15 protein-coding genes are annotated in these 17,741 nt (G+C 74.0%); 4 read left to right on the top strand and 11 right to left on the bottom strand.

Features of this window, described 5'->3' with window-relative positions; all coding sequences use genetic code 11:
- Positions 1-90: 90 nt before the first annotated feature.
- From Plo01_RS40995 to Plo01_RS17140, 3 genes are read right to left on the bottom strand one after another with little or no spacing between them, the layout of a single operon-like run.
- Entirely contained in the window at positions 91-1,992 is a 1,902-nt protein-coding gene (locus Plo01_RS40995) for a dynamin family protein (RefSeq protein WP_203891580.1), read from the bottom strand.
- A gap of 40 nt (positions 1,993-2,032) precedes the next feature.
- Positions 2,033-3,880 carry a dynamin family protein gene (locus tag Plo01_RS17145; RefSeq protein ID WP_203891579.1) on the bottom strand — a complete coding sequence of 616 codons (1,848 nt, stop codon included), beginning with the start codon at positions 3,878-3,880 and terminating at the stop codon, positions 2,033-2,035.
- On the bottom strand, positions 3,877-4,173 hold the full coding sequence (locus Plo01_RS17140; RefSeq protein WP_203891578.1) for a hypothetical protein: 297 nt from the start codon (positions 4,171-4,173) through the stop codon (positions 3,877-3,879). Before Plo01_RS17140 ends, Plo01_RS17145 begins: the two co-directional genes overlap by 4 nt.
- Positions 4,174-4,341: 168 nt before the next feature.
- Between Plo01_RS17140 and Plo01_RS17135 the strand changes: the two genes are divergently transcribed.
- Complete coding sequence (locus tag Plo01_RS17135; RefSeq protein WP_203891577.1) at positions 4,342-4,899, top strand: RNA polymerase sigma factor; 558 nt, start codon at positions 4,342-4,344, stop codon at positions 4,897-4,899.
- A 32-nt stretch (positions 4,900-4,931) separates the two neighbouring features.
- Here Plo01_RS17135 and grpE read toward each other — a convergent pair whose 3' ends face one another.
- From grpE to yczE, 4 genes are all read right to left on the bottom strand, one after another.
- Positions 4,932-6,161 carry a nucleotide exchange factor GrpE gene (gene grpE / locus Plo01_RS40990; RefSeq protein WP_203891576.1) on the bottom strand — a complete coding sequence of 410 codons (1,230 nt, stop codon included), beginning with the start codon at positions 6,159-6,161 and terminating at the stop codon, positions 4,932-4,934.
- An 89-nt stretch (positions 6,162-6,250) separates the two neighbouring features.
- Positions 6,251-6,529, bottom strand: coding sequence for a hypothetical protein (locus Plo01_RS17125; RefSeq protein ID WP_203891575.1), 279 nt, complete (start codon positions 6,527-6,529; stop codon positions 6,251-6,253).
- 204 nt (positions 6,530-6,733) lie between these two features.
- Positions 6,734-8,494, bottom strand: coding sequence for a glycoside hydrolase family 15 protein (locus Plo01_RS17120; protein WP_203891574.1), 1,761 nt, complete (start codon positions 8,492-8,494; stop codon positions 6,734-6,736).
- Positions 8,495-8,613: 119 nt separating this feature from the next.
- Positions 8,614-9,258: a membrane protein YczE gene (yczE, locus tag Plo01_RS17115; RefSeq protein WP_203891573.1), complete on the bottom strand. Its 645-nt coding sequence runs from the start codon at positions 9,256-9,258 to the stop codon at positions 8,614-8,616.
- A 75-nt stretch (positions 9,259-9,333) separates the two neighbouring features.
- On the opposite strand from yczE, the gene yczR reads away from it, so the two are divergent.
- Positions 9,334-10,767: a MocR-like transcription factor YczR gene (gene yczR, locus Plo01_RS17110; protein WP_203891572.1), complete on the top strand. Its 1,434-nt coding sequence runs from the start codon at positions 9,334-9,336 to the stop codon at positions 10,765-10,767.
- 102 nt (positions 10,768-10,869) lie between these two features.
- Here yczR and Plo01_RS17105 read toward each other — a convergent pair whose 3' ends face one another.
- Complete coding sequence (locus tag Plo01_RS17105) at positions 10,870-11,484, bottom strand: trimeric intracellular cation channel family protein (RefSeq protein WP_203891571.1); 615 nt, start codon at positions 11,482-11,484, stop codon at positions 10,870-10,872.
- A gap of 213 nt (positions 11,485-11,697) precedes the next feature.
- Here Plo01_RS17105 and Plo01_RS17100 point away from each other — a divergent pair, with 213 nt between their 5' ends.
- Together Plo01_RS17100 and Plo01_RS17095 are read left to right on the top strand one after the other, a co-directional pair.
- Positions 11,698-13,533, top strand: coding sequence for an AMP-dependent synthetase/ligase (locus tag Plo01_RS17100; RefSeq protein WP_203891570.1), 1,836 nt, complete (start codon positions 11,698-11,700; stop codon positions 13,531-13,533).
- Positions 13,534-13,682: 149 nt separating this feature from the next.
- A complete protein-coding gene (locus tag Plo01_RS17095) occupies positions 13,683-14,651 on the top strand; it encodes a hypothetical protein (RefSeq protein ID WP_203891569.1) in 969 nt (322 codons plus the stop codon).
- A 148-nt stretch (positions 14,652-14,799) separates the two neighbouring features.
- On the opposite strand, the gene Plo01_RS17090 is transcribed toward Plo01_RS17095, so the two are convergent.
- The 3 genes from Plo01_RS17090 to Plo01_RS17080 are packed head-to-tail and all read right to left on the bottom strand — an operon-like array spanning position 14,800 to position 17,627.
- Positions 14,800-15,813: an NAD(P)/FAD-dependent oxidoreductase gene (locus tag Plo01_RS17090; RefSeq protein ID WP_203891568.1), complete on the bottom strand. Its 1,014-nt coding sequence runs from the start codon at positions 15,811-15,813 to the stop codon at positions 14,800-14,802.
- Positions 15,810-16,490 (bottom strand): isoprenylcysteine carboxyl methyltransferase family protein, encoded by a 681-nt coding sequence (locus Plo01_RS17085; protein WP_203891567.1) that lies wholly within the window; start codon positions 16,488-16,490, stop codon positions 15,810-15,812. Before Plo01_RS17085 ends, Plo01_RS17090 begins: the two co-directional genes overlap by 4 nt.
- Before the next feature lie 9 nt (positions 16,491-16,499).
- Entirely contained in the window at positions 16,500-17,627 is a 1,128-nt protein-coding gene (locus Plo01_RS17080) for a type III polyketide synthase (protein WP_203891566.1), read from the bottom strand.
- Positions 17,628-17,741: the final 114 nt, after the last annotated feature.

Below are 17,741 nucleotides of genomic sequence, written 5' to 3'. Positions count from 1 at the left end.
GCAGCAGGCCCGGGGACGTGACCGCCCGTCCACGGGCCTGCTGCCGAAAGCCCCGCCCGCCGTGCCGCGGGCCGTTCTGCGAGCCGTGCCTCAGCGGCCCAGGGCGGCCACCGCGGCGGCCAGCTCCTTGCGGAGCTCCAGGCCGCGGGCGGTGAGGGTGTCGATCGAGGTCATCCGGTCCTGGCCGGACTGCCGGGCCTTCCTGCGCTCCTCGGCCGAGCGCGCGGAGGCGGCCTTCAGCTCGGCGCGCCGGGTCTCCAGCTCCTTGCGGCGCCGCATCAGGCTCTCGTCCGCGGCCTGCTCCACGTTCACCCGCCAGGTGGCGACCATCCGCTCCAGGTCGAGCGTCATCTCCCGGGAGACCAGCGAGAACTGGTCGCGGAGCGCGGTGCGCAGCGCCGCCTGGTTGCGCTGCACCTTCTCCATCGAGCGGCGTCCCATGAAGATGGCCGCGCCGATCGCCGGGGCGACCAGGATGAAGCCCACCGGGCCGAGCAGCGTCGCGGCGAAGCCGCCCAGGGACAGGCCGATCGAGGCCGAGGGCAGCACGTCCCGGACCATGTCCACCTGCTCCGGGGCCTCGGGCCCCACGTCGCCCTTGACCTGGACCTGCGAGAAGCTGGGCATCATCCGCCGGTCGGCGGCCAGGTCCACCGGGTCCAGGCCGAGATCGCGGGCGAAGGCGTCCAGGGTGGTGCGCGCCAGCACCTCCACGTCGTAGACGATCTGCGACCAGGCGGCCTCCAGCGAGCGCTGCACGCTCATCGGCAGCTCCGCCATGTACCGGTCGATCTGGTCCTGCTTCTTCAGCGTGGCGATCGCGTTCTCGTACGGCTGGCGGATCTCCGCCGCCCGCGCCGCGACGATGCCCGCCACCTCGCGCCCGAGGAAGGTGTTGGCCACCGCGCCCGCCCGGCGGCGGGCGGCCAGCTCGGTCAGCTCCTCCAGCCCCGTCTCCACCTGGGCCAGCCGGGCCGCCACGTCGTTCTCGTCGTCGGAGCCCGCGGCGACGTCGTCCTTGGCCCCGGTGCCCAGCGAGCCCAGGACCGACAGCGCGGCGTTGACCACGGTGGCGCCGCGCGCGAACTCCCGGCCGTCGGCGAACCCCCGCAGGTGCCGTTCCAGCGCGTCCATTCCGCTGCGGGAGCGCAGCGCGTCCGCGCGCTCCTGGCGCCCCTCCCGCCGCTTGGCCTCGGCGGCCTCGGCGAGCTTGGAGCTCACCGGGATCCACGGCGCCGACAGCAGCGGGGTCAGCGTGGTCGACCGGGCCGGGTTCTCCGCGACGGCGTCGGCGACGAAGGTCTTCAGGCGGGCCTGGTTCTCCTCCATCAGGGTCCGCCAGTTGGCGGAGTCCTCGACCTTGGTCAGCACGAACGCGATCGCCTGGACCCGCTCGGCGGCCTCGGCCAGGAACTCCAGCTCGTGCCGGAGCACCGGCTGGTCCTGCGCGCTGAGCGTGAACAGCAGGGCGTCGGCCCGCTGGAGCATGGCCACGGTCACCTGCCGGTGCCCCACGGTCAGACTGTCCACCCCGGGGGTGTCGAGCAGGCGCAGGCCGTCGAGGAGGGGGTTGTCGAGGGTGATGTCCACGCTGACGACGTCGCGGCGCTTGCCGGCGTCGCCGCGCATCGAGGCGTAGTCGGGGATCGACTCGACGGTGATCGGCGTCCGCACCGGGCCGTCCTCGGTGCTCCGGTGGACGACGGCGGCGAGCTTGGGACCGCGGCGCAGGGACAGGAAGCAGTTGGTGGCCACGTCGGCGTCGACGGGGACCAGGTCGGGGTGGCCCACCAGGGTGTTGATCAGCCGGCTCTTGCCGCGCTTCTGCGCCCCGGCCACCACGATGTCGGTGCACTCGTCCTTCCAGCGGGCCGCCGCGGCGGCCAGCACCTCCGCCAGGTCCGCCCTGCCGCACCGGCCGGCCAGCGAGTGGACCTCGTTGGCGTAGCGCAGCAGCCGGGCCACCGGGCCGTTGGGGTCAGGGGTGGTCATCGTCGTCTCTCCTGTCGGGGATCTGGTGCCGGGCGACCGGTCACCGGGGGTGGGAACCGTCCTGGTGGTGCTGCGACCAGATGGCCTCGTAGGCGTCGCAGAGGGTCTCCGCCGCCCGCCGCTGCCGCAGCGAGAGCGGCCGGTGGGTCAGGACGCGGAACCGGGCGCTCAGGGCGGCGGCGTAGCCGGCGATCTCGGCGCGCGGGGCCCCGGGCGGGGCGCCGAGCTGGGCCGCCAGCTCGGTCCCGGCGAGCAGCAGCTCCAGCGCCCGCTTGTCCCCGGCGGGGACCATCGGGGCGGTGCGCAGCGTCTCGATCGCGGCGGGGTCGACCCGGACCGGAGGAAGGGGCGCGCCGCTCCCGGCGGCCGGGTCGGCGGGCGCCTCCAGGGCCGCGATGGCCATGTCCTCCAGGACGGTCAGCACGTCCCTGGCCCGGTGGCCGGCGGTGCGGCCCTCGTTCATCATGGCGAGCGTGCGCCAGCGCGTGGAGGCGGCGGTGGCCGAGGCGGCGATCTCCTCCCGGGTGGCCCCCGCGACCAGGCCGAGCTGCTCGGCGGGGTCGTCGTGGCGGGACAGGCGCAGCAGCTCGGCGGTCATCTCCTCGTTCAGCACCAGCGTGCCGCGGCCGAGGGCCTCGGCCGCGGCGAAGATCCGCAGACCGCCCAGGGCGGTCGCGATCGGCCTGTTCTCGTCGAGCTGGGCCGCCAGCGCGTCCAGGGTGGCGCGGTCCGATCCCAGGGCGGGGGAGCGGGCGAGCTTGCGGAGCCGGGTCACGGCGTCCAGCGCCTTCAGCTGGTCGGCGCGGCGGGCGAAGTGCGCCAGGCCCGCGGCCACCGAGCCGGTCGCGGCCCGGCCCGCCGAGGCGTACCCCGAGCAGCGGAGCAGGTGGTCGGCGAGGGAGGCGGCGTCGGACGCCTCGCCCCGGCGCAGCGCCTCCACCGCGGCGCGGATGCCGTAGCGGTGCAGCCGCTCGACCAGGCGGCGCCGTGCCTCCGCCGGGACGGGAAGGTCGGACGCGGTGCGGAAGTCGTCCAGGTCCAGGAGGTAGTCCTCCAGGTCGTCCTCGTCCATCGCGGCCAGGCGGACCAGGGCGGCGACCTCGTCGTCGGCCAGCGGGTGGGCGCGCGCGGTCTCGGCCAGCAGGCCGATCACCGGGACCACGTCGAAGACCGAGGTGCGCAGGTCCTGGTAGCCCCCGGCGGCCAGCCGCCGGGCCGTCGGCCAGGGGTCGTCCTCGTCGCCGCGCCGGTCGATCTGGCCGAGCACGGCCAGGGTGTTGACGCAGCTCATGCCGCACGCGTCGGTGAGGCCGCGGAACTCGGCGAGGGTGGTGTCGTCGAACTTCTGGACGTAGCGCAGAACGTAGATCATCGCCTGCGCGCGGTCGTCCTCCTCGCCCGAGCCGAACAGCATGCTCCGGGCGGCCCGCTCGTTGACGGCCGTCACCGTGTTCATGCCGGGGGTGTCGACGATGGTGACCGTGCGGAGCGCCGGCAGGTTCAGCGCGACGCGCAGCCGCCGGATCCGGGAGACCTCCACGCCGAGGTCGTCCGGGAGCCGGTGGCCGGGCAGCAGCCGGGAGTGGGCCACGCCGCCGTCGGTCAGCTCGATCGTGATGCGGCCGTCGTCCGCGCCGTACTCGTACTGGGTGACCACGAAGGTGCACTCGCCCGCGTCCACCGGGGCGACCGGGAGCCCGAGCAGCGCGTTCACCAGGGTGGACTTCCCGCTGCTGACCGCGCCGGCCACCGCCACCCGCAGCGGCGCGTCGAGGTCGGCGCGGATCCGCGCCACCCGCTCGCGCAGCTCCGCCCCGGCGAGCCGGGCGGAGGTGGCGTCGCACAGCCGGCGCAGCAGCTCCGCGGGCCCGGCCGCCACGGCCGTCACACGTCACCGCCGAAGAGCGGGTCCCAGGCGTCGTAGGAGTCGTCCTGCGCGTGGAAGTCCTCACCGTGGTCGGCGCCGTCCGCGTCGCCGGAGCCGGAGCCCAGGGCGTCCCAGTGGTCCTCGGCGCCGAAGGGGCCGTCCGCGTCGAACGGGCCGGGCTCGTCGGCGGCTGCGGCGTCCGCGCCGGCGTCGGAGAAGACACCGGAGTCGGGCAGCAGGGAGAGGTCGGCGTCGTCCGCGGAGAACGTCTCCGCCAGCATCTCCGCGCTCTCCTCCTCGGTCGGTGCGGGCACCGTGTCGAAAAGAAGTCGGTGCAGCTCAGCCAGGTCGTCTGCCTCTCCCCCGGCCGGGTCGAACTCTGTATTGTTACGGTCCAATATCATGGGTGACTACCTCATACCGGGCGAAACGTGCGGCGTGATGTCATTGGCTGATTTTCCACCTCGGGAGGATGGCGACCGATGACGAGTGGGTCCCTGAGCGGTGCCGTTGACGACGAGAGCCTGCTCGTCGTCGCAGCGAGGGCGGGTGACGAGAACGCCTTCGCCACGCTGTGGGCCACGGCGCAGCGCCCGGCCTTCGGCGTCTGCTACCACCTGACCGAGAACCGGGCGGACGCGCTCGACGCGCTGCAGGACACCCAGCTCGCGGCCTGGAAGGGGCTGGCCACCTTCGAGGGCAAGGCCCCCTTCCGGGCGTGGGTCCTGGCCATCGCGCGCAACGCCGCCCTGGCGGTGATACGGCGCCGCTCCCCGGCGGGCGGGATCTTCGACGAGCTGGCGGAGGACTCGGTGGTCACCGACCCCTTCGAGGACACCGTCGCCGAGCTGACCGACCTGCGCCGGGCCATGTCCACCCTGCCCGGCTCCCACCGGGAGGCGCTCCTGCTGTGGGCGGGCGGCCTGACCTACGAACAGGTGGCGGCCTCGATCGGGGTGCCGCTCAACACGGTGAAGGTCTGGATCCACCGCGCGAGGAAGAAGCTCCAGAGCGAGCTCGCGGAGCCCGGCCTCGCCTGAGGAGCCGCGGGCCGCGCTCCGGGCGGAGACGTTCATCGCGCGTCCTCCGTCCCGGACGGCTCGTCGCCTCCGGACGGCCCGTGGCTCTCCGGCCGCTCGGGGGTTCCCGCCCCGTACCGGTAGACGGCGACCTGCGGCACGCGGATCACCTGGTCGCCGTCGGCGTACCCCTGCTTGATGGTCTCCGCGACGACGTCGTGCAGCTCCGGCCGGTCGGTCGGCTCGGTGCCGAACGCCTCGTGCAGGCGCGGGTCGAAGCGCTGCCCGTCGGCGACGATCTCCCGCACCCCCGCCCGGTTCAGTCCCTCCAGCAGCGTGGCGGCCAGCCGGGGATGCCGTTCGGCGATCTGGTCCCGGTAGCCGATGCACGCCTCGATCAGAGCCTCCCGGCCGGGGCCCCCACCGGCGAAAAGACGCTCCACCTGCTGGGTGAGCGCCTGGCTGATCCCGCTCCCGGCCACCTCGGCCAGGGCGTCCTCCATCGGGCCCGACACGGGCGTCCCGGTCTGCTCCGAAGGGGCGGCGGGCGACTCCGCAGGCGTCGCGGGTGATCCGGACGGCGCGGCCGGCGCCGGGAACGGCCCGGCCGGCGCGGCCTCCGCGGGCGGCGGCGCGACGGGTCCTGACGGTCCTGACGGTGCGGCGGGCGCGGGCGGCGCCGCCGGTCCGGCCGGCACGGCGCGCACCTGCGCGGTCGCCTCCTCCGGTCCCCGGTACGTGACCGGCCCCGTCACGGGCCCGGTGACCGGACCTGCCGGCGCGGCCGGCGACGCGGAGGGGAACGGAGCCACCGGGCCGGGCGCTCCCGCGACGCCGGATCCGTCCCGCCGCTCGGCGGGAGCGGACGCGGCCCTGCGGTTGCGCAACCACAGCAGCACTCCCGCGGCGATCAGGGCGAGAGCCCCCGCCGCCAGCGCGAGCGCCAGGGTGACGGGCCCGAACGGACCCGGCGCGCCCCCCGCGCCGGACTCGTCCTGCCCGCCGGCCTCGTCGTCCGTGCCCGATCCCCCCGAGGCTCCGGCCGATCCGGCCCCGCCCGGCGTCTTCGCCGCGCCGGGCCGGTTCTGCTCCTTGGGCCGCAGGCGCTGCACGTCGTCCTGGCCGCCCTGGCCCTTCCCGGCGGACGCCGACGGCGGAGCGGTGCTGGCCGCCTCCCCGCCCGGAGCCGCGGCGTCTCCGCCCAGCCCCGCCGCCTGGCCGCACCCGGCCAGTGCCAGGCAGCCCAGGAGCAGCAGGGAAAGGAGCGCGCGTCGGTCTCTCATCGGTGGCCTTCCTCGTCGGCGGCCCGTGCGGCCCGGATCCGGGTTCTCCCCTGGCCGGGGGTCGCACGGGCTCATGCCGGATGGTGTGGTCAGGCGGTCGGGAACGGGCCCTGGTACTCGGTGTAGTCGGAGACGCCGTCGCCGTTGAGGTCGACGCGCACCTCGTCGGTGTAGCCGTCGCCGTTGTGGTCGAGGTAGACCACGTCGGTCACGCCGTCGCCGTCGGTGTCGTAGCGCTCCTCGTCGGCCACGTAGTCGCCGTCGGTGTCGATGAGCTGGACGTCGGTGCCGCCGTCGCCGTCGGTGTCGTAGTAGTCGGTGGTCGTGACGTAGAAGTCGCCGCTCATCGTGGTTCCCGTTCCCCTCATCGTGTCGGTCGTCAGATAAGAGAGGCGATCCCGGGGGATTGTTACAGTCAGTTCCAAGATTTTTCTGAGATCCTCCCGGCACCCGGTGAAAGGGCCTTCCGGGCCCCCGGAGCGGTCACCCGGTCCCGGTGAGGGTGTACTCCGTGATCGGCGCCCGGTGACACGCCGCCGCCCGTCCCGGACGGGTTCGCCTCACGGACGGGCTCAGCCGAGCGCGCGGGCGGTGTGGATCAGCGGGACGTGGCTGAACGCCTGCGGGAAGTTGCCGACCAGGCGGTCGTAGCGCGGGTCGTACTCCTCGGCGAGCAGGCCGACGTCGTTGCGCAGGGCCAGCAGGCGCTCGAACAGCTCGACCGCCTCGTCCCGGCGGCCGATCATCGCCCGGGCCTCGGCGAGCCAGAAGCTGCACGCGATGAACGCGCCCTCGCCGCCCGGCAGGCCGTCCACGTCGTTGTCCCTGGCCACCGGGTAGCGCAGCACGAACCCGTCCGCCAGCAGCTCGCGCTCGACCGCCTCGACGGTCCCGATCACCCGCGGGTCGTCCGGGGGGAGGAAACCGACGATCGGGATGAGCAGCAGGGCGGCGTCCAGCTCCTGGGAGCCGTACGACTGCGTGAAGGTGTTGCGCACCGGGTCGTAGGCCTTCTCGCAGACCTCGGCGTGGATCCGGTCGCGGACCTCCCGCCACCGCTCCGCCTCGCCCTTGTGGCCGAGGACCTCCACGTACTTGATCGCGCGGTCCATGGCGACCCAGCACATCATCTTGGAGTGCGTGAAGTGGCGGCGGGGGCCGCGCACCTCCCACAGGCCCTCGTCGGGCTCGTCCCAGTGGGCCTCGACGTAGTCGATCAGCTGCCGCTGGATGGTCCAGGCGCGGTCGTCCGCCTCCATGCCGGAGGTGCGCGCCAGATACAGCGAGCCCATCACCTCGCCGTAGACGTCGAGCTGGAGCTGGTTGACCGCGCCGTTGCCGATCCGGACCGGCCGGGAGTCCTCGTAGCCGGGCAGCCAGCCGATCTCCAGCTCCGGCAGGCGGCGCTCCCCGGCGACGCCGTACATGATCTGCAGGTCCTCGGCCCGGCCGGCGATGGCGCGCAGCAGCCACGCCCGCCAGTCGCGGGCCTCCTGCAGGTATCCGGCGCCGATCAGGGCGTCCAGGGTCATGGTGGCGTCGCGAAGCCAGCAGAAGCGGTAGTCCCAGTTGCGGACCCCGCCCAGGTCCTCGGGCAGGGAGGTGGTGGGGGCGGCGACGATGCCGCCGGTGGGGGAGTAGGTGAGGGCCTTGAGCGTGATGAGGGAGCGGACCACGGCGTCCCGCCACGGGCCCTTGTAGCAGCACTGCTCGACCCACTCCAGCCACAGGGCCTCGGTCTCGGTCAGCTGCTCGAAGGGGTCGATCTCGATGGGGCGATCCTCGTGGGACGGGTGCCAGGTGAAGGTGAACGCCACGCGCTCGCCCTCCGAGATCCGGAAGGAGCCCTCGTGCGAGAACCCGACGCTGTGCAGCGGCACGGGGGAGTGCAGCCAGACCGAGTCGGGGCCGCCGACGGCGTGCAGCAGGTCGCCGGTGCGCCGCACCCAGGGAACGGTCCGGCCGTAGTCGAAACGGATGTGGATCTCGGTGGACATGTCCACCGTGCCCGACACCCCCTCGACGATCCTGACCAGGTCGGGATTCGTCTGCCGGGGCGGCATGAAGTCGATGACCCGGACGGTGCCGCCGGAGGTGTCCCACTCGTTCTCCAGCACCAGGGTGTCACCCCGGTAACGCCGCCGGTCGGAGGGGCGTCGCCCACCCTCGGCCGGACCGAGCCACCACTGCCCGTGGTCCTCGTCGCCGAGGAGCGCCCCGAAGCACGAGGGGGAGTCGAATCTGGGCAGGCAGAGCCAGTCGATGGAACCGTCCCGGCCGACCAGGGCCGCCGACTGCATGTCGCCAATGAGGGCGTAGTCCTCGATCCGCATGATCCGACGCTAATACCCGGGGGGCCCGCCGTCAGTCCTCCGGCCGGAGGTTGTCTGCTTGCCGGCCGGGTACGGTGGACCGGATGCGCCCGCCCCGCTCCGCCCGGCCGGTCGCGGGGCTACTCCCGGGCCTGCTCCTGAGTCTGCTCCTGAGCCTGCGCGCCGGAGAACCGCAGCCGCGGCATGAAGAACTGGGTGAGCGGCCCGATGGCGACGGCGAAGACCAGGGTGCCCACGCCCACGGTGCCGCCGAGCAGCCAGCCGGCCGCCAGCACGGTCACCTCGATGAGGGTCCGGGCCAGGCGGATCGACAGGCCCAGCCGGACCAGGCCGGTCATGATGCCGTCGCGGGGGCCGGGGCCCAGGCCCGCGCCGATGTACAGCGCCGTCGCCGCGGCGATGGCCACGACGGCGAAGAGCAGGTAAGCCCACCGGACGGCGAGCGAGTCCGGCGTGGGGGCCAGCCATATGGTCGCGTCGGCGAACAGGCCGAGGAAGACGACGTTGCTGAGGGTGCCGATGCCGGGCTTCTGGCGCAGGGGGATCCACAGCAGCATCGCGGCGGCGCCCACGATGATGATCCAGGTTCCGATCGACAGGCCGAAGCGGACCGACAGGCCCTGGTGGAACACGTCCCAGGGGTCGTTGCCGAGGTGGGACTCGATCTGCAGGCCGATGCCGGCGCCGTAGAGCATCAGGCCCGCGTAGAGCCGGACGAGACGGTTGGGGAGGGAGGTGCGGGTGGAAAGGGAGAGTTCGCTCATAACACGGTCAATCGTCGCGGCTGCCCGGCAGGGATAAAAGGTCCAATCAACATAAATGGCCTTATGCTGTGCTGTATGGACCGGTATCTGAGCGGACACCAGCTGGCCAGGCTCGTCGCGATCGACCCCGGCGCGCGGCCCTACTACCGGGCGCTGGCCGGGGCCGTGCGGTCGCTGATCCTCGACGGGCGGCTCCCCGTCCGGGTGCGCGTGCCGGCCGAGCGCCACCTCGCCGACGCCCTGGGCGTCAGCCGCACCACCGTGACCGCCGCCTACGACCGTCTCCGCGAGCAGGGCTACCTGGAGAGCCGGCAGGGCGCGGGGAGCTGGACCGCGCTGCCCGATCCCGGCGCGCTCGGCACCGAGAACCCGTGGATCGCGGCGGGCGACGACGGCCTGCTCCCGCTGCACTGCGCCGCGCCGCACGCCACCGCCGGGCTCCCGGAGGCGATCGCCTACGCGAGCGAGCACTACCCGCGCTACGGGCTCGGCATGGGCTACGATCCGGTCGGCATCGGGCCGCTGCGCGAGGCGATCGCGGCCCGCTACACCGCCCGGGGCCTGGCCACCCTGCCCGAGCAGATCCTCGTCACCACGGGCGCGCAGCAGGCGATCCACCTGGTGATCATGATGGTGCTCGCGCCGGGCGACGCTATGATGATCGAGTCGCCGACGTACCCGCACGCGATCGACCTGGCCAGGATGCGCGGGGCCAGGATCGTCCCGGTCGGCATCCCCGAGGAGGGCTGGGACCTGGACCTGTTCGCCAGCGCGATGCGCCAGTCGGCTCCCCGCCTGACCTACGTGATCCCCGACTTCCAGAACCCGACCGGGCACCTGATGGACGACGCCGCGCGGGCCGGGCTGGTCGGCGCGGCCCGCAGGAACGACACCACGCTGGTGGTGGACGAGACGTGGTGCGAGCTGGCGATCGACGAGGTGCCCCGGACCGCGCCGCTGGGCGCGTTCGACACCGACAACCGGGTGATCAGCGTCGGGTCGGCCTCCAAGCTGTGGTGGGGCGGCCTGCGCATCGGCTGGATCCGCGCCACCGCGGCCACGGTCCGCCGCCTGGCCGTGCTCCGCGCGGCCGTGGACATCGCCAGCCCGCTGTTCGAGCAGCTGGTCGTGACCCGCCTGTTCGAGCGGATCGAGGAGACCAGGGCCGAGCGGCGGCGCTCCCTGGGCGCGTCGCGGCAGGCCCTGGTCGCCGCGTTGCGGGAGCGGGTCCCCGAGTGGTCCTTCACGGTCCCGCAGGGCGGCGGGTCGCTCTGGGTCCGGCTCGACGGGCCCGCCGCGGGCCCGCTGGCCGACGCGGCGGCCTGCCACGGGGTACGGCTCGCGCCGGGCACCTGGTTCGGCGTGGACGGCACGCTGGAGAGCCGCCTGCGCCTGCCGTTCACCCAGCCGCCCCAGGTCGTCGAGGAGGCCGTGGAGCGCATCGCCGAGGCCAGGACGAGAGGCTCGTACGGCGCGCGCCCGGCCGAGCCGCTCACCCCGGCGCTGTGACCGGAGCGGGGGCGGACCCGGGGCGCGGCCGCAGGGCGGTCGGGGTGCGACCGGAGGGCGGTCGGGGCTGCCGCGGCACGGTCGGGGTGTGCCGGGGCGTGGTCACTCTTCGGCCGTGACGCCGCGGGCGAGGGGCGCCTGGAACCGGAAGCGCACCGCCGCGATCCGCAGCCCGAAGGCCAGGACGGCCGCCGCCAGGGTGGCGGGCCAGCCGTGCAGGTCCATCACGTAGAGCACGGCCATCACCCCGGAGCCGAGCATGGCGGGCACCGCGTAGAGCTGGCGGTCGTACAGCAGCGTGGGAGTCTGCCCGGCCAGGATGTCGCGCAGCACGCCGCCGCCGACCGCCGTGGTCACCCCCAGCAGGGCCGCGTGCAGCGGGCTCAGGCCGTAGTCCATCGCCTTCTCGGTGCCGACCGCGCAGAACAGGCCCAGACCGGCCGCGTCGAACACGTTCACCACGGGCATCACCCGCTCCACCTGTGGGTGCCAGAAGAAAACGATGGCCGCGGCGGCCAGGGGAGTGACGACGTAGCCGACGCTGGAGAAGGCCGCGGGCGGCACGTTGAGGATCAGATCCCGCAGGATCCCGCCGCCCAGCGCGGTCACCGCGGCCAGGACGGCCATGCCGACCGCGTCCAGTCTCCTGCGGACGCCGACGAGCGCGCCGGAGAGCGCGAAGACGAAGATCCCGACGAGATCGAGCACCTGGTTCACGGGAGGATCATCCCATGATGGGCCCTATATCGGGCGAGCCGTCCCGGCCCGCGGCATGGCGAGCCCCGGGCCCGGAGGAGGGGAGGGCAGCAGGATACCGGTGGCGTCCGGGGGAGTGCCGGAACGATTCCTGCCGCGGGGGTCTTGTCTGCGCTGACCCGGTGTGGTGCGATGCATCCCATCGTGCAAGTAAGCACTTTCTGGAGGCGCGTCATGGCCGATGTCCTTGCGGAACGCATGTCGATCCAGGAGACGATCGCGGGCCGTACCGTATGCGAGCAACTGAAGCAGACGGCGGAGAGCGATCCCGAGGCGCCGGCCTACTCGGATCCGGACGGGGACGGCTGGACCACGATCACCTACGCCGAGGCTCGCCGGCGGGTCCTGGAGATCGCGGCCGGGTTCGCCGCCCTGGGCGCCGGGCCCGGAGACGCCGTCGCGCTGATGATGGTCAACCGCAGCGAGCACGTGCTCGCCGACCTCGGCGCCGTGCACGCGGGGGCGGTGCCCTGCTCGGTCTACTCCACCTTCGCCCCCGACCAGATCGCCTTCGTCGCGAGCAACGTCGGCGCCAAGGTCGCGGTGCTGGGCGGCCCGGCCGAGCTGGCCCGCTGGGAGCCGATCCTCGGCGAGCTGCCCGGGCTCACGAAGATCATCATGCTCGAGGGCGCACCGGCCGGCGACAGGTACATGAGCTGGGACGACTTCCTGGCCCTGGGCGCCGAGCGCCTGGCGGAGGACCCGGAGGCCGTCGAGGCCCGCTGGCGGGCGGTCAAGGCCGACGACGTGCTGACGGTCCTGTACACCTCGGGGACCACCGGCAACCCCAAGGGCGTGCCGCTCACCCACGCCAACGTGTTCTACGAGGTGGGCGCCACCGACCGGATGACCTCGCTGCCCACCCACGGCACCCAGATCTCCTATCTGACCTACGCGCACATCGCCGAGCGGGTGCTCAGCCTGTACCTGCCGCTGTTCAAGATCTCCCACGTGCACTTCTGCACCGACCTGGCGAACCTGGGCGCGACGCTCGGCAAGGTCAAGCCGGTCCTGTTCTTCGGCGTCCCCCGCGTGTGGGAGAAGATGATGGCCCGCCTGCAGTCCCTGCTGGCGACCCAGCCGGAGGAGCAGCAGGAGAACGTCCGCAAGGCCATGGCCGCCGGGCTCGCCTACGTCGAGGCCGGCCAGCACGGCCAGACCGTGACGCCGGAGGTCCAGCAGGCCTACGAGCAGGCCGACGCCGCGCTCCTGGCGATCATCCGGTCCATGATCGGCTTCGACAACGCCCGCTGGCTGGCCACCGCCGCGGCCCCCATGCCGCTGGAGGTGCAGCGCTTCTTCGCCGGCCTCGGCATGAAGCTCCTCGACGTGTACGGCATGACCGAGACGACGGGCGCCTTCACCGCCAACAGCCCCGAGCACTACAAGCTCGGCACCGTCGGCCGCGCCGAGCCCGGCGTCGAGGTCCGCATCGCCGAGGACGGCGAGATCCTCACCCGCAGCCCGCTCAACACCAAGGGCTACCTGAACCGGCCGGAGGCCACCGAGGAGCTTCTGGACGCCGACGGCTGGCTGCACACCGGGGACGTGGGCTCCATCGACGAGGACGGCTTCGTCAAGATCGTCGACCGGAAGAAGGAGCTCATCATCACCGCCGGCGGCGAGAACATCTCCCCGGCCAACATCGAGAGCTACCTCAAGGAGCACCCCATCATCGGGCAGGCCCTCGCCTTCGGCGACGGCAGGCCGTACCCGGTGGCCGTCCTCACCCTCGACGGCGAGGTCGCCCCCGGCTGGGCGCAGGCCAACGGCATCGCGTTCACCACCCTCGCCGAGCTCGCCGAGCACCCCGACGTCCTCAAGGCCGTGGAGGCGGCGGTCGAGACGGCCAACGACAAGCTCGCCCGGGTCCAGCAGGTCAAGCGCTGGCGCCTGCTCCCGGTGGAGTGGACGGCCGAGACCGAGGAGCTCACCCCGAGCCTGAAGCTCAAGCGCCGCGTCATCCACGCCAAGTACGCCGAGGTCATCGCCTCGATGTACGAGGGCTGACGGCCCCGGGCCGACCGGCTCCGGCGCCGGTCGGCCGGAGACCCTGAGGGCGTCCGTTCCCCGTGCGGGAGCGGACGCCCCCGGTGTTTTGCCCAACCGGGCAGGTGTCGTCCAACGGCCATTACCGAACGCTTCCTAGCGTCGTGATCATGAGGGTTAGAGTTCTTCTCGCGTCCATGGCGGCCGGGGCCTGCGCGGTGCCCGCGGCGGCCGCGGCGCAACCCGCGGCCGGTGGCCCGGTGATCCGCTCGATCACCGTCCGCCCCGCGGAACCGGTGGTCCGCCCGGACAGCGCCGTGCGCCTGGTGATCGATGTGGTCGCCCGCGGAGCCTCGGGATCCGAGGGCGTGACGATCCGGGTCGAACCCGGTGCGGCCCCCAGGCCGAGGGCGCAGGAGCCGTCCGCCCCCAGGCCTTCCGTGGCGCCCCCGGCGTCCACCGGGTCGCCGTCCACCGGGTCGCCGTCCACCGGGTCGCCGTCAGATCCGGCGTCCTCGTTCTCCGCGGCCCCGTCGTCCGGCTCGATCCCGTCACCCGCCGCGGTCGTCCCGTCTTCCGTGTTCGCGCCGCCGTCCGTCGCGCCGCCGTCCGTCGCGCCGCCGTCCCCGGAGCCGTCGCCGTCGGGACCGGCGGACGCCGAACCCCCGCGGCGGCTCGGGCAGGACGACGCCGGCGAGGGCTGGGAGACCTGGCGGTTCCTGCCCGAGACCCGGCTGAACCGCTGGTACCCCGCCGGCCTGTGGACCATCGTCGCCACCGCCCGGGGAACGGAGGGGACGACGGTCACCCGGCACGCCGAGTTCTGGCTGAAGCGCGAGACCGTGTTCAGCGCCGTCGAGGCGGAGAGGAAAGGTCGGGCGGTACGCGTCAGCGGCGTGCTGAACCGGGTCGACCCGCAGGGGTACCTGGACTACGCGCCCTTCGCCGACCGGCCCGTGGAGATCCTGCACCGGGCCGGGGCCCGGGAGGACTGGACGACGGTGGCGACCACCACCACGGACCGCCAGGGGATCTTCGCCGAGAAGGTACGGGGGCACCGGCGCGGGCAGTGGCGGGCACGTTTCTCCGGGACGGATCATTACGCCCCCGCGCTGAGCGCGGTCCACCGGGCGAGCTGAGGCCGTTCCGGGGAACACGCGTCCGGATCCGGCGAGCACACCCCGAGTCCGGGAAACGGACGCCGGGCTCCGCGGGCTCCGGGAGGCACGCCTCGGGGGAGCGTCCGGGAGGCGCACCTCAGGGGAGCGCACGCACCGCCGCCGCGAATCAGGCGAGCGCACGCACCGCCGCCGCGAACACCGCGGGCAGGCGGTGCGCCGCCGGAACGATCAGCCGGGCCGCCGCCGGGTGCCGCCGGGCGGACAGGAGCGCCCCGGTGAGCAGCCGGTGGCGCCGCGACAACCTGAGCCAGGCGGTCTCGTACGCCTGCGGGGCGCCCGCGCGCAGGCAGCGGACCAGGGAGCGCGCCGACAGCAGCGCCAGCGCGACCCCCTCGCCGGTGAGCGCGTCGACGTACCCCGCGGCGTCGCCGACCAGCAGCACCCGCCCCGCGACCCGGGTGCGGACCCGCTGGCGCAGCGGGCCGGCGCCGCGCACCCGGGTCACGGGCGGCCCGCTCAGCCGGTCCAGGAGCGAGGGGAACGCCGCCAGCCGCTCCGGGTAGCCGCCACGCCGGGAGGTCAGCACCGCCACGCCCACCATGTCCCCGGCCACCGGCGTCACGTACGCCTCCCCGTCCGCGGCCCAGTGGACCTCGACGAAGTCCGTCCAGGGGGCGACCGGGTAGTGTTGCCGCAGGCCGTACCGGCGCTGCCCGCGGCCGGGCAGGTCCAGTCCGAGCATGGCCCGCACCGGCGAGTGCAGACCGTCGGCGGCCACCAGCCAGCGGGCCCGGAACCCGGCCGCCCGGACGCCGTCGGGGCCCTGCCGTACCTCGGTGACCTTCCCGGGGACGACCCGCACGCCCAGCTCGGCCGCGCGCCGCGACAGCGCGGCGTGCAGCGCGGTACGGCGCACGCCCAGCCCGCGGCCGCCGGGGAAGGCGGCCTGCGCCTCGTGCCGGCCGTCGAGGTAGCGGATGCCGCGCAGCGGCCAGCCGTCCGGCTCGACGCCCATCGACCGCAGCACGGCGGCCCCGGTGGGCATCAGGCCCTCGCCGCACGCCTTGTCCACCGGCCCGGGCCTCGGCTCGACCACGACCGCCTCCATCCCGGCCGCCGCCGCGTGAATGGCCGTGGCCAGCCCCGCCGGACCGCCCCCGGCGACCAGAACGTCGATCACGCCAGAGCCTGATCGTCGGCGGAGCCGCCGGCCCCCGCCCCGGGGGCCGGATCCGCCGTCCGGTCGCCGGGCGCGGTCCCGGCCGCCGGATCCGCCGTCCGGTCGCCGGGCGCGGTCCCGGCCGCCGGATCCGCCGTCCGGTCGCCCGTTCCCTCCGCGGGCGGGGCGAGCGCGGCCAGCGCGGCGTTCTCGCACCGGATCCGTACCGCCATCAGCACGGCGTTGCAGGCGGTGAAGACCGCCGCGGTGATCCACGCGCTGTGCACCAGGGGCAGCGCCGCGCCCTCGACGACGACCGCGACGTAGTTGGGATGGCGGAGCCAGCGGAGCCGGTAGGGTCCCGACTCCACCCGCGGCAGGCCGGGGACCACGACCACCTCGGTGTTCCACTGCGGCCCCAGCGTGGTGATGCACCACCAGCGCAGCGCCTGGGAGGCGGCCACGAGGATGAGCATCGGCCAGCCCAGCGCCGGGAGGAAGGGGCGTCCCGCCAGGTACACCTCGGCCAGGCAGCCCGCCAGCAGGCCCGTGTGCAGGGCCACCATCCACGGGTAGTGCCCGCGCCCGGCGACCACCCCGCCGCGGGCCAGGCTCCAGCGCATGTTGCGGCGGGAGACGACCAGCTCGGCCAGGCGCTCCACGCCGATCAGAAGGACGAGCAGCGGATACCACGGCATGGCGGCCTCCTACCAGCGCAGCAGTACGAGCTCGGAACAGAAGCCGGGGCCCATCGCGATGATCAGGCCCGGCGTCCCCGGCGGCGGCCGGAGATCGAGGGTGTCCCGCAGGACGTGCAGCACCGACGAGGAGGAGAGGTTGCCGACCTCGGCCAGCGAGCGCCAGGTGACGTCCAGCGCGCCCGGCGGCAGCTCCAGCGTCTCGGCGACCGCCTCCAGCACCTTCGGGCCGCCGGGATGGCAGACCCAGGCCGTGACGTCGCCGGCGGTCAGACCGTGGTCGGCGAGGAAACCGTGCACGTCGTCGGCGAGATAGGTGCGTACGACGTCGGGGACGCCCGCGTCGAGCACCACCCGGAAGCCGGTGTCGCTCACCTCCCAGCCCATCATCTGGCCGGAGCCGGGATACAGGTGACTGCGGGTGGCCACCACGACCGGTCCCGGAGTTTCGGCCTGTCCCGGCGCCTCAGGCGATCGCGGCGTCCCGGGCGATCGCGGGGTCCCGGGCGAGTCCGGCGCCCGCGGGCGCCACTCCTCGCCGCGCATCACCACCGCGGCGGCGCCGTCGCCGAACAGCGCCCCCGCCACCATGTTGGCGACGGAGGCGTCCTCACGCTGCAGGGTCAGGGAGCACAGTTCGACCGAGAGCAGCACGGCCACGTGATCCGGCCAGCCGCGCAGGTAGTCGTGGACGCGGGCGATCCCGGCGGCCCCCGCGACGCACCCCAGCCCGAACACCGGCACCCGCTTCACATCGGGACGCAGCCCGATCCGCCCGGCCAGCCGGGCCTCCAGCGAGGGCGCGGCGACGCCCGTCACGGACGTGCACATGATCATGTCCACGTCGTACGGCGTCAGCCCGGCCGCCTCCAGCGCGCTCCCGACGGCCTCCGCCGCCAGTTCGAGGCCGACCTCGATGAAGGCGTCGTTGGCCGCCCCGAAGCCGTCGAGCTTGCCGTACCGGTCGAGCGGCAGGCTCAGGTGCCGGTGCCTGACCCGGGCGCTCGCGTACAGCCGGTCGAGCAACGCCCGGTCGGTCCCCTCGGGCAGGCACATCCGGGCGAACGCGTCCGCGATCTCGCCCTGGGTGTGGCGGTTGGGCGGGAGCGCCCCCCGGACCGCGGCGATACGGCTCATCTGGACACTCCCTGATCAAGGACGGCAGAACACCCGCTCTGTGCCCATCCGGTCCGGCCTCATGCCTTCCCGGCCCCGTGCACTCCCCAGCATCCCCGTCTCCCCTCGCCCCGG

This window comes from Planobispora longispora (assembly GCF_016863135.1).
In the GTDB taxonomy this organism is placed as follows: Bacteria; Actinomycetota; Actinomycetes; order Streptosporangiales; family Streptosporangiaceae; genus Planobispora; species Planobispora longispora.
Note: the sequence above shows the minus strand (reverse complement) of the source record. Positions and strands in the feature narration are given on the sequence as shown.

What these genes read in the sequence shown, in the direction of transcription:
- Plo01_RS17135 (WP_203891577.1), top strand. Translation starts at nt 4,342, where the DNA reads ATGACGAGTGGGTCCCTGAGCGGTGCCGTTGACGACGAGAGCCTGCTC.
- Plo01_RS17125 (WP_203891575.1), bottom strand. Translation starts at nt 6,529, where the DNA reads ATGAGGGGAACGGGAACCACGATGAGCGGCGACTTCTACGTCACGACC.
- Plo01_RS17080 (WP_203891566.1), bottom strand. Translation starts at nt 17,627, where the DNA reads ATGAGCCGTATCGCCGCGGTCCGGGGGGCGCTCCCGCCCAACCGCCAC.
- Plo01_RS17100 (WP_203891570.1), top strand. Translation starts at nt 11,698, where the DNA reads ATGGCCGATGTCCTTGCGGAACGCATGTCGATCCAGGAGACGATCGCG.
- grpE (WP_203891576.1), bottom strand. Translation starts at nt 6,161, where the DNA reads ATGAGAGACCGACGCGCGCTCCTTTCCCTGCTGCTCCTGGGCTGCCTG.
- Plo01_RS17120 (WP_203891574.1), bottom strand. Translation starts at nt 8,494, where the DNA reads ATGCGGATCGAGGACTACGCCCTCATTGGCGACATGCAGTCGGCGGCC.
- Plo01_RS40995 (WP_203891580.1), bottom strand. Translation starts at nt 1,992, where the DNA reads ATGACCACCCCTGACCCCAACGGCCCGGTGGCCCGGCTGCTGCGCTAC.
- yczE (WP_203891573.1), bottom strand. Translation starts at nt 9,258, where the DNA reads ATGAGCGAACTCTCCCTTTCCACCCGCACCTCCCTCCCCAACCGTCTC.
- Plo01_RS17095 (WP_203891569.1), top strand. Translation starts at nt 13,683, where the DNA reads ATGAGGGTTAGAGTTCTTCTCGCGTCCATGGCGGCCGGGGCCTGCGCG.
- Plo01_RS17085 (WP_203891567.1), bottom strand. Translation starts at nt 16,490, where the DNA reads ATGCCGTGGTATCCGCTGCTCGTCCTTCTGATCGGCGTGGAGCGCCTG.
- yczR (WP_203891572.1), top strand. Translation starts at nt 9,334, where the DNA reads ATGGACCGGTATCTGAGCGGACACCAGCTGGCCAGGCTCGTCGCGATC.